Source organism: Vicinamibacterales bacterium (assembly GCA_036012125.1).
Lineage (GTDB): Bacteria > Acidobacteriota > Vicinamibacteria > Vicinamibacterales > UBA823 > UBA11600.
Map to the genome: position 1 here is coordinate 26,607 of DASCOS010000025.1, position 17,020 is coordinate 43,626.

Genomic DNA, 17,020 nt, shown 5'->3' on the forward strand with positions numbered 1-17,020 from the left:
GACTCAATCTGGTAAATCCAAACTCAATCCATCATACGCCAGCTCTATTTGTCCCGGCAGGTTCATACAAGTAGCTTCGTGAGGCAGGTCATGGGACATGTGCGTGAAATAGGCGCGCGATGGTCTGACCTGGGTTACCACCGCGATTGCTTCATCGACTGAGAAATGGGTTGGATGTGGCCGCAACCGGAGCGCATCAATGACCAGTACGTCCAGTCCTTCAAGAAGCGCCCACGAGGTATCGGGAATCGCATTACAGTCAGTCAGATATGCGAAGGAGCCAACACGGAAACCCAAGATCGGTCGTTTTCCATGTAACAGAGGCACGGGCACGAACGTCGCGCGACCAAGGCAAAACGGACCACCAATAGTAAACAATTTGAGTTGAGGCAGGCCACCACCCAGCTGCTCAGATGGGTCGAAAACGTAGGCGAACATTCGTCTGACATCGGACAACGTGCGGGAATCACCGTAGCATGGAATAGGCTTACCCTGTAAATAGTTGTAGCGACGCACCTCATCAAGGCCGAGCACATGATCGGCGTGACTGTGTGTGAAAAGAACTGCGTCGACCCGACTTATACCAAAGCGAAGCGCCTGCGCCCGTAGGTCTGTTGCGGCATCGATAAGAACCGCAACACCGTCGACTAATTCGATGTAGATAGACGGACGCCAGCGCTGGTCACGCGGATCGTTGGACCGGCACGTGGCACAGTCACAACCGATCGCTGGAACACCAGATGACGTGCCCGTACCGAGAAAAGTTATACGCACGGTAGGTTTCCGTTGAAGATTTCAGGTGACTGAGGTCGAACCAGAAGCGGAATTTTTCTTGACCTCTAACAGCCTTGTTCGCAACACCTGGACGGTCCTAGTAAGCAATTGCATCTCTCGGTCATCAAGATTACCCTGGGTCTTCTCCTCCAGAAGTGCGAGTAACTCGATCATTTGGACCGCCGCAGCCGGATTCGGCGGCACCTTAGCACCGGTCGCACGATCAGACAGGTCCCCTAGGTGCACCAAGGCCGAGGCAGCAAGTGACTGCACTAGCATGTCAAACGAAACCTCGGCGAGGTCTACCTGCATCCCCTCGATGCTAGCATAGACTACCCCCTCTAAACAGTGGGCCAAGAGGTGTACATGACTGATTCTAAACGACCAATCACATCAGCAACCGGTCAAACGACCGGCCAGCGGTTCGAACAACTTATCGGCATCACTACCAAGCTCCGATCACGTGAGGGCTGTCCGTGGGACCGCGAGCAGACGCTAAAGTCACTCAGGTCCTTCCTTCTTGAAGAAACTTATGAGGTGCTTGAGGCCCTTGACCGAGGGGACCTCGCTGAGCTCGAGGATGAACTTGGAGACCTTTTCTTTCAAGTGGTATTTCTCTGTCAGATCGCAGCGGAATCCAGAGCCTTCACTATTGATAACGCAATCGAGAAAATTATCAAGAAGCTCGTGCGTCGCCATCCCCATGTGTTCGGTCCCGACAACGGCACAACGGCCAAAACCACACTCTCCACATCAAGTGAGGTCCGTGGACAGTGGGAAGAACTGAAGGCTCAAGAACGGGCCAAGAAAGAGTCTCGAAGAGGTTTACTGGATGGTGTACCCACAAAGCTTCCGTCGCTCCTACGCGCCTTTGAGATCGGATCGCGTGTTGCCGCAGTTGGATTCGACTGGAAGACAGATGCTGATGTCGTTGACAAGATTGAGGAAGAAATTTCTGAACTTAGACAGGCCATCAACGTAGATTCATCTGAACAGCGAGAGGAGGAAATGGGCGACCTCCTCTTCTCCATTGCCAACCTATCTCGGAAGCTCGGAGTCGAACCGGAAGCTGCACTTCGCTGCGCCAATAGAAAGTTCTGCAGTCGATTTGGCAAATTGGAAGAAAGGTTTCGTGTAGAAGGTCGGCACCTGCAAGAAACTACACTCGAACAGATGGAGGCTGCGTGGCAGGCAGTGAAAAATGAAACCTAGGCTTAATAACACATCCCTTTTGAAGTATCAGGACTACAACTAGAACGGAAGGTCCTCTGGCTGGTCACGTGGTCCACCCAACGGCCAGACCGTAAAAGCAGGCACACCTGAACTTAGGCCAAAACCTTTGATTAGTTCTCGTCCACCACCATCTGTAAGCCATCTAACAAAGGACCGTGTGTCGGCCCGTGAGGCTTCGTTGGGATTCATTGTGCTGCTGATTACAGAATATGTATTCAAGAGGTTAGTGCCACCTTGAAAGACGGGCCGCAAACACAGGATCTGATTCATAGCCATGAAAGTCGCTGCGTCAGTTAAGGTGTAGGCTTCCAACTCGCTTGCCAAACGAAGAGTTCGAGACATCCCCTGACCGGACACGACAGTTTGTTGAGGAAAGAGCGTTACTCCGGCCAATGTGAAGAGCTGCCGTTCACGAGTATGCGTGCCAGACTCATCGCCACGCGAGACGAAACTAGCACGGTGTTCGACGATGCGCTGGACCGCTACTTCTACTAGTGGAGAGGACAGTACATCTGCTGGATCGTCTGGGGGTCCGACCAATAAAAAGTCATTATACATAAGCTTCTTGTACGACCATTCAGGGTGTGCCTTGATATATCTGGCCTCCATCTCGGGTGCGTGGCTAATCACAACATCCACTTGCCCACGCTCCAACATCTGAAGGGCGGCACCACTACCAACAAGGTGAGAACGCAGCCTGGCACCAGACAACTGCTCATAAGCCGGTTGCAGCACCTCAAACAGACCACTGTTTCCAAAACTCGTACTTAGGCCGAGGATAACGGTTGGAGCTTGCACCTGTTGCGAGCAAGAGCCATTAACAAGTACCAGTCCACACAAGAACAAGGGAACCGCCTGTTTTGCTAGATTCGCGAGTGCTAACATGAGGCGTTGTTTCTTTGAAACCAGCCCTTCGATTCAACTATGCCCGGTCGGTGAGGGCTTCCTCGTGATAGTCCTGGAGAGGTCGCACCTTGATAGTTTCAGACCGGAGCGCGCGGATTGCACTCACAGCAGCCACTGCGCCCGTCAGGGTAGTAATACACGGCACAGAGTGCAACATCGCAACTCGCCTGACAGCCAAGTCGTCGAAAAATGACTCCCGACCGAGTGGAGTGTTAATGATCAGGTCAATTTGTCCATTAAGTACTTGGTCGGCTATGTGTGGACGCCCTTCATTCACCTTAAATACCACCTCCACGTCGAGACCGTGTGCGCGCAGATAGGCAGCGGTCCCACGCGACGCGACAATTGAAAAACCGAGAGCAGTCAAATCCTTAGCAACCTGACCAACACTAGCCTTATCGTGGTCGTTCACGCTGATAAACGCCGTCCCTTTGTCGGGAAGGCGGTTACCAGCAGCCAACTGGGCTTTCGCGAACGCAGCACCAAACGTTTCTGCAGCGCCCATGACCTCACCGGTTGACTTCATCTCTGGCCCTAGCAAGGTGTCAACACCAGGAAACCTCACAAAGGGAAACACAGGCGTCTTAACGAACACGCCAGACACTTTTAGATCGTCTACTAGCTCGAGGTCAGCAAGGCTCGTCCCCGCCATGACCCTAGCCGCCACTTTCGCGAGAGGTACACCAGTGGCCTTCGATAAATACGGTACCGTACGGGACGCACGAGGATTCACCTCAAGCACGTACACCGTGTCATCCTTAATGGCAAATTGTATATTCATCAAACCAACAACATTTAGCGCTCGCGCGATTCGATGGGTGTAATCACGAATTACTGCAAGTTGTCGCTCGGGAACAAGATAAGGCGGCACTACGCAAGAGCTATCACCTGAATGAATGCCGGCCTCTTCGATGTGCTCCATGATGCCGCCAATTACCACCGCACCCTCCGCATCGGCTACCGCATCAACATCGAGTTCAAAGGCATCTTCCAAAAACTTATCGATTAGGACTGGCCTCTCAGGCGACGCATCAACTGCATCCGTAACGTACCGATCCAGCGCCGACAGATCATAGACAATAGCCATTGCCCGCCCACCAAGTACGTAGGACGGTCGGACAACGATCGGGAATCCGATGGACGATGCGACGGCACGTGCTTCCTCACGCGACGTGGCGATTCCGCTGGGGGCCTGGGAAATACCAAGGTCCCAGAGGAGCCGCGAAAAACGATCGCGGTCTTCCGCAAGGTCAATTGAATCCGGTGACGTGCCCAAGATCTTTACGCCTGCAGCTTGCAGCGGTAACGCGAGTTTGAGTGGCGTCTGTCCTCCAAACTGCACCAGGCATGACACATCACCGCCACCTGACTGCTCACGATCGATAATTGCAACAACATCCTCGAAGGTAAGTGGCTCAAAATAGAGTCGATCCACCGAATCGTAATCAGTGGACACGGTCTCCGGATTACAGTTGATCATAATGGTCTCAAAGCCCTGTTCCTGGAGAGCAAACGCAGCGTGACAACAGCAGTAGTCGAACTCGAGGCCCTGCCCAATCCGGTTCGGCCCACTACCCAAAATTACGATCTTCGGCCGATCGGTTGGATTTGCCTCACATTCTTCCTCGTAAGTACCGTATTGGTAAGGAGTGAATGACTCGAATTCTGCCGCACAGGTATCAATTCGCTTATACACCGGCCGCAGACCGGCGTCCTTTCGTCGGTCGAAGACTGACGCCGTATCGGCTCCGGTAATTACCGCGATATCGGCATCACTAAAACCAGAACGTTTCAGTGTAGTTAATAGCTCCACGGACATTTCCCGCAAGCCCACAAGTCCAGCCGCTTGTTCGAGCTGAATCATTTCCAAGAATTGGGACAAAAACCAACGGTCAATCTTGGTAATGTCATGTACCTGCTCAACTGTCCAACCACGCTGCAAAGCACGAAAAGTGGCAAATAGCCTTCTGTCAGTGGGTACGGCGAGTTGCCTTTGAAGCGTCGCATCGTCCTCCGACTCGCCTTCCGACTGGGCAAATAACTGTCCTGAACGCCCCAATTCGAGCGAGCGGAATCCTTTGAGAAAAGCCTCCTTAAAAGTTCGCCCAATGGCCATGACCTCGCCAACTGATTTCATCTGCGTTGTAAGTGTCGGATTGGCCCGTGGAAATTTTTCAAAGGCCCAGCGGGGAATCTTGACAACTACATAGTCGATAGTTGGCTCGAACGATGCCGGTGTTAAACGAGTTATATCGTTGGGGATTTCATCAAGACGATAACCGAGCGCCAGCTTTGCAGCGATTTTCGCGATTGGAAACCCGGTGGCTTTCGACGCAAGCGCCGAGGAACGGGAAACGCGCGGGTTCATTTCAATAGCTACGACGCGACCATTCTCAGGATGAATGGCAAACTGAATATTTGAACCGCCGGTCTCGACACCCACTCGCCGAATAATCCGCTTAGCTGCATCACGGAGTCGCTGATACTCCTTATCGGTCAACGTCAGTGCTGGGGCAACCGTAACGCTATCGCCGGTGTGCACGCCCATCGGATCGATATTTTCGATTGAACAGATCACAACAAAATTGTCCGCTACGTCACGCATGACTTCGAGTTCGAACTCTTTCCACCCAAGCACTGACTCTTCAAGCAAAATTTCACTGACAGGACTAAAACCCAGACCCCTTTCGACCATCTCGCGAAACTCAGCCAAGTTGTAAGCGATGCCACCACCAACACCGCCAAGTGTGAATGAAGGCCTGATAATTACCGGAAATCCGAGTTTCTCGACCGCGGCCATCGCCTCGTCCGAAGACTTAACATAAACACTGTCTGGAACAGCAACGCCGATTGAGTGCATCGCTTCACGAAATTGGAGTCGATCTTCAGCCACCTTAATCGCTTCAATTGACGCACCGATTAACTCAACTCCATGCGCATTCAGAATACCCTTTTCGCCTAGGGCTACAGCAAGGTTAAGTGCTGTCTGCCCACCTACAGTTGGCAAAAGAGCGTCTGGACTTTCGCACTCGATGATCTGCGTAACTATTTCTGGCGTTAGAGGCTCTACATAAGTCCGATCAGCGACTTCAGGATCAGTCATGATCGTCGCGGGGTTACTGTTAACGAGGACAACCTCAAGTCCCTCTGCGCGCAGTGCTTTACATGCTTGTGTACCGGAATAATCAAATTCGCAAGCCTGCCCAATGACAATCGGGCCAGAGCCGATCACAAGTATACGTTTTAGGTCAGCACGCTTTGGCATTGCAAAACTACGTCATTAAATCGGACGGAGCGCCGATGTCACCCAAGCATAGTCACACCTGGTTATGAATTCTCCGTCATTAATGTCGTTCGTCAATTACATCCAAAAACAGACCGAACAGATAGTCAGCATCGTGAGGACCGGGCGAAGCCTCTGGATGATATTGCACGGCGAATGCAGGTCGCGACTTGTGACGTAATCCCTCAACCGTACCATCGTATAAATTGAGGTGTGTCACCATCACATCACTCGGTAGCGAGTCAGGATCAACGGCAAAGCCGTGATTCTGTGATGTGATCTCGATCTTATCCGTTGCTAAGTGCTTAACCGGATGGTTGGCTCCCCGGTGGCCGAATTTTAACTTATAGGTTTTGCCACCAAGCGCAAGACCCAGCACTTGATGACCAAGGCAGATACCAAAAGTCGGCACCTCAGCTGCGACCAGTGCTTGTACGTTCTTGATAGCGTAATCAAGCGGCGCGGGATCGCCGGGACCGTTGCTAAGAAATACGCCATCAGGATCAATTGCCAATAGCTCACTCGCTGGGGAACTGGCAGGAAACACACGGATGTCACAACCGTATGCGCTAAGTCGGCGTAGTATGTTCCATTTGATGCCGAAGTCGTAGGCCGCGATGCGTAACGGACGATCAGCGCGGCGCTCCGGCGGCAGGCTAAACTCCTCGGGAAACGAGGAGCCCGGCCCAGACGAGTCAGGCGCCCAATCGAACGGTGCTTGACAAGTCACACGTGTTACCAGGTCCGCGCCTTCCATCGGCAGAACCTTCCGTGCCCGATCGATCGCCTCTTCGGGTTCCACGTTGCCCGTGGAAATAACACCCCGCATCACGCCACTCGATCGCAGGGTGCGCGTGACTGCACGCGTGTCAATATCCGCAATTGCGACGATGTCATGACTCGACAAATAGTCACTCAACGTACCCGAAGCACGCCAGTTGCTAGCAATGGCTGAAGCCTGTCTGACGATAAAACCAGCGACTTGAGGTCCACGCGACTCGATGTCTTCTTCTGACACACCGTAGTTCCCGATCTCTGGACAGGTCATCATCACTAGCTGTCCCGCATACGACGGGTCTGTCAGCACCTCTTGGTAACCGGTCATACTCGTGTTGAAAACCACTTCCCCACCGGAGTCTCCCTTTGCACCAACCGAGACTCCTGCAAACCATGAACCGTCCTCAAGCGCAAGAATCGCCTTCGTCATCGCACACCCTCAAGCGAAGCAGCTACTCGGATCGACTGCCCGCCCACCACCTCAACGATGGTCGTCCATTCACGATACCCCTCAATTATGAATCGGATCGTGTGGCTCCCCGGCGAAATATCAGGCGCCAACATGGGCGTCGCACCAAGACTTCGACCATCGACATATACTTCAGCACCAGGCGGGCGCGTTTCAAATTCAATTGTGCTGGACTCCAAGGACACAAAGCTTTGGTCAGTCGACGCAGACTCCGGTAAGGTCTCTACCGGAGAAGGAAGCCCCTCTTCCGATAAGATGGACGGAGCTACCTCGCTACGAGGAATCGGCGAGGCGGCGACCTCGGCGTTGGTTTCCAGAGTCTCCATTGATGCGTCTGGCTTTTCTGCGTTCAGTAGGGCGCCACTCTCTGCTGCTGCCGGTGCTTCAACCGTAGTAGTAATAGGTGAAGGCTCTTCCGTTACCATCGCCCCTGGCAGAGCGCCTGTCTCAGAGACAGGTCTAGCCAAATCCGGTGAACGCAGTGCATAACCAGCTAGAAACGAAACAATTAACCCCACAATGAACGTTGGGGCAACCGGCAACCCCAACAATCGCCTATTGGCTTCACTTTCAGAAGAAGCCTCCTCGAGTTGAGATGGTGAGTCCTCTGTCGATTCCGAATCAATCTGGGCGTGTTGGTTACCGTGGACTTGGGCAGTATCGAAAAGTGAACGGTTTCGCGCATATGAAACGGGAACTGCTGGCTCAGAGGACTGGCTCGGAGCAGGTTCTACAATAGGCGACTCGTTTTGAGCCGCATTCGCCTCAGGAGTACTAAGGATACTTTCGACTTCAGCCGGAGTAGGAGATTTACGCCCCTGATTACTCAATTTATTCTTAGCCTCAGCCCTCACTATATTGTCTGATGGCTTCGAGTCCTCCGATACGTCCAGCATTTCGACCAGCGTAACAGGTTCAGGTTCAGGTTCATTCGTCGAAGGCTCGCTTCTTGAGTTTCCACGAGACTTTTCGTCTAACATCGGCAGGTCTGACACAACTTCATCTTCCTCAGAACCTACCCACTCGGCGGGCTCCTGTGAATTGCTATTCCAAGCTTCACCAACAGCCCCGCCCTCCTCGAAGTCGGCAGTCGACTCGACAACCAGTTCGCTGACCGGTTCGGTCGCTCCTCCATTGACCTCAGAATCAGCCGCCGAGGTCGCACTCGTTGCCTCGGTCTTACCAACGGTACTAGTAGTGGAGGTAATACCCTCAAATGCACTCGCAAATTCGTGTGCAGTGCGCGGACGTTCATCGGGGTTGTCGGACATCGCGGCCAAGAAGAGCCTCTTGAGTGCAGCGGCGTTCTTCGCTGACCCGCTATTACGTATTTTCGCGATCGCTTCACGTCCCGTTCCCACAGGACGTATTCCTGTTAGCAATTCGTATGCGATCACCGCAAGCGAGAAAATATCGGCGGTCGGACCCCAGTCACCACCTTTCACTCGTTCCGGTGCAGAGTAGGGGCGCCTAACGGGTCCCCGTAACCCAATTTCTTCCAAGCCTGGTACGACACCGAACCCACTAACCTTTACTGAATCCCTGGCTACGAACACGTCGCGCGGGTGCAGCGCGCCATGGAGCGCACCAACTGTGCGTGCACAATCGATTGCACCGGCCAGTTGAGCGATTAGCTTATTTGATCTGTCTATTGCATCTGGCGCATAGTCCCGCATCACGACATCTAGTGATTCCATCGCCACGTGCTCCAGAACTAGGTAGGCGACGGTATCCTCGACTCCAGCGCTGAGGGGCGTAACTACTCCAGGCTCGGACAGACCGATCTGAGCGATCCGATTAAAATGCTCAGCCAGCGTATGAGCCTGCTCCGGCGTGATATCAAGCTGGAATGCCTTTATAGCAACAGGCAGCTCATTTTCTGGTTCATAAGCTCGAAAAACGGGACCAGAAAAGCCCATTCCGATTTGGTGCTCCACAAGAAACGGGCCGAACGCACTAGGCTTTGGGGATGAACTCGCTTCGTCTCGTGTCAGTGCAGATACCCCTCCGGAGGGTATCGGAATGCTAGCATGGAAGCTTCATCGCTTCAACGCGTTCGGCTTGGGAAAAGCAAGACTGAGAGGCAAAGCTTGACACATCGCGCAAGCCTCTGAAACAGTAACGGCAAGGACGTAAAGCTCGCTGAATCGCTCTGATTCCCTCAGAAACTTTTGTGCAACACTCTATCGATATCGGTCGGTTCCCCTGGATCCGGCGTCTCGCCGTAGATTACGCTCTCAATTACAGCTCCCTAGCACCATTCTTTGCTGGAGATCCCTCTACACCGGAGGCGTGGCGGAAAGCGATCACGCGCCGTCATAACTTACGTCCTCCGAGTGCCTTTACTGAGGTCCTCGCCGCGCAACAACAATCACGTGGAGCTCCATCTGAGGCTCTAGCCGCTACCGAGAAACTAGGGCGACCAGATACCGTAGCCATCGTCACCGGCCAGCAGGCCGGCTTATTTGGTGGCCCCCTTTTCACTCTGCTAAAGGCAGTGACGGCCATCAAGCTGGCCAGGCGACTCTCTCAGGAACAGAGTGTGCCAGTTGTCGCCGTGTTCTGGGTCGACGCAGAAGACCACGACTGGAACGAGGTTGCCTCGTGTGCTGTTCTCGATGCCGACTGCCAGGTCAGACGAGTAGTGGCAGAACCACCGCCAGGCGCCGGTGAGATGCCCGTAGGTTCTCTCAAGCTAGGCGACGGTGCCTCAACCGCTATCGACGCTATAGCTAACGCACTCCCACCGAGCGAGTTCACCGCGACAACAATCAAGGACCTACGTCGGACGTACCAGAGCGGTACGACCATGTCTAAGGCGTTCAGTCTCTGGCTGGAAACGGTTCTTGGTGCGGAGGGTCTTATCCTCTTCGATTCCTCTGACCCGGCAGCTAAACCATTTGTCAGAACTCTTTTTGAACAAGAACTGCGAAACACCCAAACCGCGGCATTGGCAACCGAGGCCGGCAAACAACTAGTCGCAAGGGGCTATCACGCGCAAGTTACCCCACATCCAGAGAGCGTGGCGCTCTTCCGGGTAGACGGTGCTAGGCATTCAATTCGTCGGAGTAATAACAGGTTCACCGTCGGTAACGCACCGGTGGAACTCAACGTTCTACTTAAAACGCTTGACCAGCATCCCGAACAGTTCAGTCCGAACGTACTGCTTAGACCGCTCGTGCAAGACACTTTATTCCCGACGGTCTGCTACGTTCCCGGACCCAACGAGCTCGCATATCTTGCACAACTTAGAAACATCTATGAGCTCTTTGAAGTGCCAATGCCACTTATCTATCCCCGTGATAGTGCCACCTTGCTCGACTCGACCGGTGCGAGATTCCTCAAGCGCAACAATCTTTCGCTTGAAGCCCTCCAGCCACAGGACGAGGCCGCTCTGAACCAATTGCTAAAGGCACAACTACCGGAAGCGGTCAGGCAATCGATTGACGATGCTCGCCGTGCAATTCAGACCCGCATCGACACAATTATTGAAACCGTTCCGGCCGTCGACTCGACCCTGGTCGGTGCCGCACGATCAACTCTGGGCCGGATGGACCACGACCTCACAGCTCTTCACAAGAAAATCCTAAAGGCAGCAAAACGAAACGACGCTACGCTCCGGCGGCAGTTCGTGTGCACTCAGACACAGGCATTCCCGGAAGGCCACCCCCAAGAACGCGTATTGGGATTCGTGGGTTTTGTGAATCGCTTAGGACCTACACTAGTCGAAGGTCTTCTTAACGAATTACCTCTGGATCCAAGGAACCACGCGCTCATCACGCCTTGACCTCGGCCGTGCCACGCTCCGTGACCCTGTTATAATCAGGCTTGATGCCCAGAAGGCGGAGAGCATGGTCCAATAGCCCTCGGGCCAGTAGACCACGATGAGTCAGGAAGTCTTTAAAGCCGTTGCCCAAGCGCTGGCGGATGGAGAGCCCGCAGCTCTAGTTACCATCGTCAAGACCCAGGGATCCACGCCACAGCGCGTCGGTGCAAAGATGCTAGTCTATGCTGACGGTCGCACGGTTGGTACGATTGGTGGCGGCTGCTATGAAAATGACGCGTTTTGGAAAGCTCGCGAAGCCCTAGAAGACCGACGCCCAGTCATCGCCAACTATGAGCTAAGCGACGACTTTGCTGAGGAGAGCGGGCTGGTGTGCGGTGGGCAGATGGAAATCTACATCGAACCGTTGGAACCATCACCTCCTCTCTACATCGTTGGGGCCGGCCATATTGCCTACCATCTGGCCTCCATCGCCGCTGGCGTTGGATTCCAGATCCATGTCGTGGACGATCGAGAGAAATTCGCTAATCCGGAAAGGTTTCCGGATGCAGTTGAAGTGGTCGTGGAATCAATCCCTGACTGGTTACACCGTGAGAATATTCCGTCCTATGCTTACGCGGTTATCGTCACACGGGGCCACCGTCATGATTTGGATGCACTGCGTGCTCTGGCAGCGCGAGACCTGCGCTATTTAGGCCTGATCGGCAGCCGGGCCAAAGTGACCCGGATCTTTGAAGCGCTGCTTGAGGAATCCATGCCGGCCGAATGTCTCAAGCGCGTACATGCGCCCATCGGTTTGGACATCGGCGCTGTCACGCCCCAGGAAATCGCCGTCAGCATTCTCGCCGAGCTAATTGCCGTCAAGTATGGCAAAACCAACCGCGATAATGCCGAGTCAACTGTTTCCTCGCTACGGTGGACACCGAAAAGCGTTGAGACCAACTGACCAACTTATGACCCCAGCTTCCTCTCCACAACACCGCCGCGCTAGACAACACCCGCCACAATTATCTAGCCGCGCACGAGCAATCCTCGCGGCTGTCGTCCGGAGCTACATCGAGCGCGGTGAACCAGTTTCCTCGCTATGGCTCACTCGGCATAGCCGTTTCGGTGTCTCATCAGCCACTCTTCGTAACAACATGGCGGAGCTTGAGGAACTCGGATACGTCCACCAACCTCATGCCTCAGCCGGTCGTATACCTACCGACCGTGGTTACCGATGCTACGTTGACCTCTTACTCGAGGCCAGAAGACCGGCGCGCTCATCTCGGAATGTCGAAGCGAGACTTCGGCAGGCATCAGCGCTTGGCAATTTACTCAACAATGTGCCACACGAGTTATCGCGCGCTTCGCATCATCTCGGTTTCGCAATGGCACCCTCAGGCGAAGGATCGGTACTCAAACAGATTAACTTTGTTCCGCTCGACAGGCAGCGCGTACTGGTCGTCGTCGTGTCGGCCTCTGGACACGTCTCCCACAAAGTCGTAAGTGTCTCTGAAGCCTTACGACCCGTAGACCTTACACAGGCCGCAAACTATCTGAATCAGGAATTTGCAGGACTGCCATTGTACGAAGTACGCACCGCAATCGTTGAACAACTCGAAAGTGAACGAACTTTGTGCAACGCATTACGTAAACGTGCGTTACGCCTCGCTCGTAACACACTCGAAAATCTATCGGAAAGCTCATTATTCGTCCAGGGCACCTCCTTCCTCATCGACAACGCAACGGATAATGACGACTCATCTTCCATGTCAAGCCTGAGCACCCTTTTCGAGATGATCGAGGAAAAAGATCGTCTCGTGCGACTCCTAAACAGATATATCGATGATCCGGGCATGATCGTCATTATCGGTGCGGAACATCGCACAGAAAATCTTAAGAACCTTAGCTTGGTAGCCTCGACGTACTTCGACGGCAATCAGACCGGTTGCGTCGGCATCATTGGACCGAGACGAATGCGTTACGATCGGTCAATTGCGGCTGTGGAAGGAGTCTCCCGTACAGTTAGCCGACTACTAGGCACCGGCGGCACCTGGGCTAACTGAACGAGAAGATGATGAGCGACGACGCGCATTCTGTACCTCCCGAGGAGGCTCCTGAGCCTGAAACGGCATCCGATTCCCAGCACGATAACGCAGCAGAGGGTGATGAGACAGTCAACACTCCTCCTGCGGAAGAAGTTGGTAAACAACGCGATGAGTATTACGACCTACTACTCCGAAAGACGGCCGAGTTCGATAACTATCGTAAGCGAGTCGAGCGGGAACGTCGTGAACTGCTTCAAAGTGCTGGCGCCGAAATACTCGAACAACTACTGCCGATCATGGACGATCTCGAGCGAGCGCTTGACGCCATCGAGAACAGTGAGACCACCGATGGTGACGCTTATCTCAAAGGCTTTGAAATCATCCGTCAGCAGCTACTTGACCTCCTCAGTAAACACCGCGTAACACCGATGGATGTGCTCGGAGCGGACTTCGATCCACATTTTCATCAGGCAGTTGCCCATGAACCAAGTGCAACACATCGAGACGGAGAGGTAACTGAGGAGCTTCGTCGGGGTTACATGCTCGGCGACCGACTGCTCAGGCCGGCCATGGTGAAGGTGGCCAAACGTGAGTAAGCGAGACTGTTACGAAGTCTTAGGGGTGGCGCGTGACGCCAGCGGCCAGGACATCAAGAGTGCCTACCGGAAGCTCGCCCTCAAATATCACCCCGATCGAAATCCTGGTGACTCGGTGGCCGAAGAACAATTCAAGGAGGCCGCTGAAGCCTACGCCATACTTGCCGACCATGAGAAACGCGCCGCCTACGATCGCTTCGGCCACGCTGGACTCAGCGGATCACCGAGCGGCGGAGTTGATCCTACAATTTTCGAGGATTTCGGCGACATTCTTGGAAATCTTGGTGATGTTTTTGGTTTCGGCGATATGTTCGGTGGTCGGCGCCGTGCAGGCCCTCGACGTGGCGCTGATCTTCGCTATGACCTAGACATCTCATTCGAGGACGCAGCACACGGTTCAGAAACCACGCTACAGCTCCCAAGGGAAGAACCCTGCCAGGGCTGTAAAGGATCGAGGGCTGCGCCTGGCAGTACCCCTGACACCTGTTCTCAGTGCGGTGGGCGCGGACAACTCCATTATCAACAAGGCTTCCTCACCGTTGCCCGCACATGTGGTCGGTGTCGCGGAGCGGGTAAGGTAATTTCGACGCCGTGCGAAGCCTGCGGTGGGACCGGACACATCACGCAGGATCGAAAACTCACGGTGAAGATCCCAGCCGGCATCTCAACCGACCAGCGACTAAGATTACAAGGCGAAGGTGAGTTGGGTGAACGTGGTGCGCCGCCAGGTGACCTGTATGTCGTCGTGCACGTTGCCGAGCATCAATTCTTCCAACGTAACGGAGATGACCTACTGTGCGTAGTTCCCGTTCCATATCCGACCATGATTTTGGGCGGTAACATCACAGTGCCAACACTGAATGGAGATGAATCTGTCGTTGTACCCAAAGGCACGCAGACAGGAGCTAGGTTCCGCGTGAAGGGTAAGGGAATGCCAAATGTGAGCGGTAGAGGCCAAGGCGATCTATTCATTGAGGTCCAGGTTGACACTCCCACCCGAATTTCAAAAGAACAACAAGTGCTGCTAGAAAAGCTAGCCAGGACAATGGAAGACCATAAGGTGGAGCCACGCAGTCGAGCGGCTAGAGACGAAGACCGTCCGTTCTTCGAGCGAGTCAAGAACATCTTCGGTTAAGTCATGGGCCCGCGCTTCGAATAGAACTGCCCTTTTCAGGAGCATCAGCGAGCCGCCAACCTAGCGGTCTCATTGCTAGACGATTACCACCCGACTGGGATCGAAGTGCGTGGAAGTATTTGGGAGGGTTGCCTCTCTACATGGATCGCACAAACATGACGGCGCCCGAGGACATTATCGTCACGAGTCATCCCAAAGACAGACTAGCATGGCCAAAGCAACGATAGGTACGGTCTCCGCGCGCAAAATTCGACCACCGAGCGTCACTACCTGAAAACCTTCCGAAATGAATCGATTTAGGTCATCCGTGGCCCAACCACCTTCAGGACCGACGGCAAGGGAGACGGACTGAGGCTGCGGTTGCAAAGCTAGGCTTCTTGGGCGAACTGCATCGGCACGAGAAACCCCTGGCTCAACCAGAACGAGGCGTAACTTGGATTGATCGGTGGACGTGAACGCTTCGACCGTCGCCACTTCGCGTATCTCAGGAACCACGGCCCGACCGCATTGCTTAGCTGCCGCCACGGCGATTCGCTGCCACCTGGCAACACCCCCGCTCCGAAGAATCGACGGCCCATGCACAGCCTGGCGTGTTGCCCGAAGTGGTTGAACGACCGAAACACCAAGCATTGTGGCTTCACGAACACCAACATCGAACCTCCGGCCTTTTAGCACTACCGCCGCCAACGTAATAGTGACGGAAGCCTCTGGCGCCGGAACTGTTGGCTCAAGGAGCCGGACGGTTACACCCAAGCGCCCCACACTCTCTACTCGGGCCAAGTATTCGGAACCCTGACCATCGAACACGCGTATTTCGTCTTTGACGCCAAGGCGTAGGACTTGGCAAAGGTGCCTGGATTCGTCTAGCGAGAGCACAATAGCCTCACCGACTTGTTTCAAGTCAGGCGCAAAGAAGCGTGACCGCATTGGAAAGATTATAGTGCTCGATGAGACAGAAAGACCCTGTTGCAAGACCTATGTCAAACCATCAAGACATCACTGGTTTCACGCTATACTCCCTATCAGGATGCTGGTTCGTGGTCAAACACTTGGTAAGTACAAGATTCTCAAAACGCTGGGCAGCGGCGGATTCGGCACAGTATACCTAGCTAACGATACTTTTATCGATAAGCAGGTTGCCCTTAAAGTTCCTCATCGACAGAATCTTGATTTCGGTAAACAGCTTCAAGAACCTCGGCTACTCGCCACCCTCAACCATCCCAACGTGGTCGGGATCACGACCGCCGAAAAACAAGACAATGTATTCTTCATCGTGATGGAATACGTCCCCGGTGAAACACTTGAAGATCTGATTACAGTAAATGGCGCACTTGAAGTCGGTCACGCACTCGAATACATAAGGCAGATTTGTAAAGCGGTGGACCATGCACACCAGCAAAATGTTCTACACCGTGACCTCCGACCGGGCAATGTGCTCATCTCGACCACCGACGTTGTGAAGATCCTTGATTTCGGCACCTCTCGGTACCTAGAAGCCGCAGCCCATGGGACAACTATCATCGGTAGTCCACCCTACATGGCGCCGGAACAGTTCTACGGTAAAGCAGTTTTCGCTTCGGATATTTACTCGTTAGGCGTAACGATGTACGAAATGCTGACAGGGACTCTTCCCTACGATACCCCTACTCCATCGGACCTCGAGAAACTGATGAGCGGCAAGCTTGTCACCGCTCCGAGATTGCGAAACAAGAGAATTCCAACTCCAGTCAGCGACATTGTCATGCGCGCTATGGCGCCGGAGATTTCCAACCGCTACCAACGGGCTAGTGAATTACACGCTGCCCTGAACGAAGAGAGGTCATTTGAATCTCGACCGAAAGCCTCCCACACACCATCCACCTCTGAAGCCAGCCGAATCACCCCCTCGATTGGAATACGGGTGACACCAACGCCAAAGTTCTGCTACAACTGTAGCAAACCGCTTCCGGGCGGGCGTGGTACCCCATCAGGGTGTCCGTTCTGCGGTGCAGAGATCGAGCCGTAGTGCTACACTTAATATGATTCTTGAGCGT

The 17,020-nt window shown here is 53.9% G+C and carries 14 protein-coding genes; 7 read left to right on the forward strand and 7 right to left on the reverse strand.

The window, feature by feature from the left end:
• Nucleotides 1-3 precede the first annotated feature (3 nt).
• Nucleotides 4-774: an MBL fold metallo-hydrolase gene (locus tag QGH09_08650; protein HJO18250.1), complete on the reverse strand. Its 771-nt coding sequence runs from the start codon at nucleotides 772-774 to the stop codon at nucleotides 4-6.
• A 21-nt stretch (nucleotides 775-795) separates the two neighbouring features.
• Entirely contained in the window at nucleotides 796-1,086 is a 291-nt protein-coding gene (locus QGH09_08655) for a DUF1844 domain-containing protein (protein HJO18251.1), read from the reverse strand.
• 54 nt (nucleotides 1,087-1,140) lie between these two features.
• On the opposite strand from QGH09_08655, the gene mazG reads away from it, so the two are divergent.
• Nucleotides 1,141-1,986 carry a nucleoside triphosphate pyrophosphohydrolase gene (gene mazG / locus QGH09_08660; GenBank protein ID HJO18252.1) on the forward strand — a complete coding sequence of 282 codons (846 nt, stop codon included), beginning with the start codon at nucleotides 1,141-1,143 and terminating at the stop codon, nucleotides 1,984-1,986.
• 39 nt (nucleotides 1,987-2,025) lie between these two features.
• Here mazG and QGH09_08665 read toward each other — a convergent pair whose 3' ends face one another.
• The 4 genes from QGH09_08665 to QGH09_08680 form a co-directional block, all read right to left on the reverse strand.
• Nucleotides 2,026-2,892, reverse strand: a complete 867-nt coding sequence (locus QGH09_08665) for a substrate-binding domain-containing protein (GenBank protein HJO18253.1) — start codon at nucleotides 2,890-2,892, stop codon at nucleotides 2,026-2,028.
• Nucleotides 2,893-2,929: 37 nt separating this feature from the next.
• Complete coding sequence (gene carB / locus QGH09_08670) at nucleotides 2,930-6,178, reverse strand: carbamoyl-phosphate synthase large subunit (protein ID HJO18254.1); 3,249 nt, start codon at nucleotides 6,176-6,178, stop codon at nucleotides 2,930-2,932.
• A 79-nt stretch (nucleotides 6,179-6,257) separates the two neighbouring features.
• On the reverse strand, nucleotides 6,258-7,403 hold the full coding sequence (gene carA / locus QGH09_08675; GenBank protein HJO18255.1) for a glutamine-hydrolyzing carbamoyl-phosphate synthase small subunit: 1,146 nt from the start codon (nucleotides 7,401-7,403) through the stop codon (nucleotides 6,258-6,260).
• Entirely contained in the window at nucleotides 7,400-9,379 is a 1,980-nt protein-coding gene (locus QGH09_08680) for a protein kinase (protein ID HJO18256.1), read from the reverse strand. The genes carA and QGH09_08680 overlap by 4 nt, the downstream gene beginning before the upstream one ends.
• A 236-nt stretch (nucleotides 9,380-9,615) precedes the next feature.
• On the opposite strand from QGH09_08680, the gene bshC reads away from it, so the two are divergent.
• From bshC to dnaJ, 5 genes are all read left to right on the forward strand, one after another.
• Complete coding sequence (bshC, locus tag QGH09_08685; protein HJO18257.1) at nucleotides 9,616-11,229, forward strand: bacillithiol biosynthesis cysteine-adding enzyme BshC; 1,614 nt, start codon at nucleotides 9,616-9,618, stop codon at nucleotides 11,227-11,229.
• A 97-nt stretch (nucleotides 11,230-11,326) separates the two neighbouring features.
• Entirely contained in the window at nucleotides 11,327-12,172 is an 846-nt protein-coding gene (locus QGH09_08690) for an XdhC/CoxI family protein (protein ID HJO18258.1), read from the forward strand.
• A 7-nt stretch (nucleotides 12,173-12,179) separates the two neighbouring features.
• The gene (gene hrcA / locus QGH09_08695; GenBank protein HJO18259.1) at nucleotides 12,180-13,274 is read left to right on the forward strand and encodes a heat-inducible transcriptional repressor HrcA; all 1,095 of its coding nucleotides are present in this window, start codon (nucleotides 12,180-12,182) and stop codon (nucleotides 13,272-13,274) included.
• 8 nt (nucleotides 13,275-13,282) lie between these two features.
• Nucleotides 13,283-13,852, forward strand: coding sequence for a nucleotide exchange factor GrpE (locus QGH09_08700; GenBank protein HJO18260.1), 570 nt, complete (start codon nucleotides 13,283-13,285; stop codon nucleotides 13,850-13,852).
• Entirely contained in the window at nucleotides 13,845-14,987 is a 1,143-nt protein-coding gene (dnaJ, locus tag QGH09_08705; protein HJO18261.1) for a molecular chaperone DnaJ, read from the forward strand. Before QGH09_08700 ends, dnaJ begins: the two co-directional genes overlap by 8 nt.
• A gap of 180 nt (nucleotides 14,988-15,167) precedes the next feature.
• Here dnaJ and QGH09_08710 read toward each other — a convergent pair whose 3' ends face one another.
• On the reverse strand, nucleotides 15,168-15,914 hold the full coding sequence (locus QGH09_08710) for a 16S rRNA (uracil(1498)-N(3))-methyltransferase (GenBank protein HJO18262.1): 747 nt from the start codon (nucleotides 15,912-15,914) through the stop codon (nucleotides 15,168-15,170).
• A 100-nt stretch (nucleotides 15,915-16,014) separates the two neighbouring features.
• Here QGH09_08710 and QGH09_08715 point away from each other — a divergent pair, with 100 nt between their 5' ends.
• A complete protein-coding gene (locus QGH09_08715) occupies nucleotides 16,015-16,992 on the forward strand; it encodes a serine/threonine-protein kinase (GenBank protein HJO18263.1) in 978 nt (325 codons plus the stop codon).
• Nucleotides 16,993-17,020 lie beyond the last annotated feature (28 nt).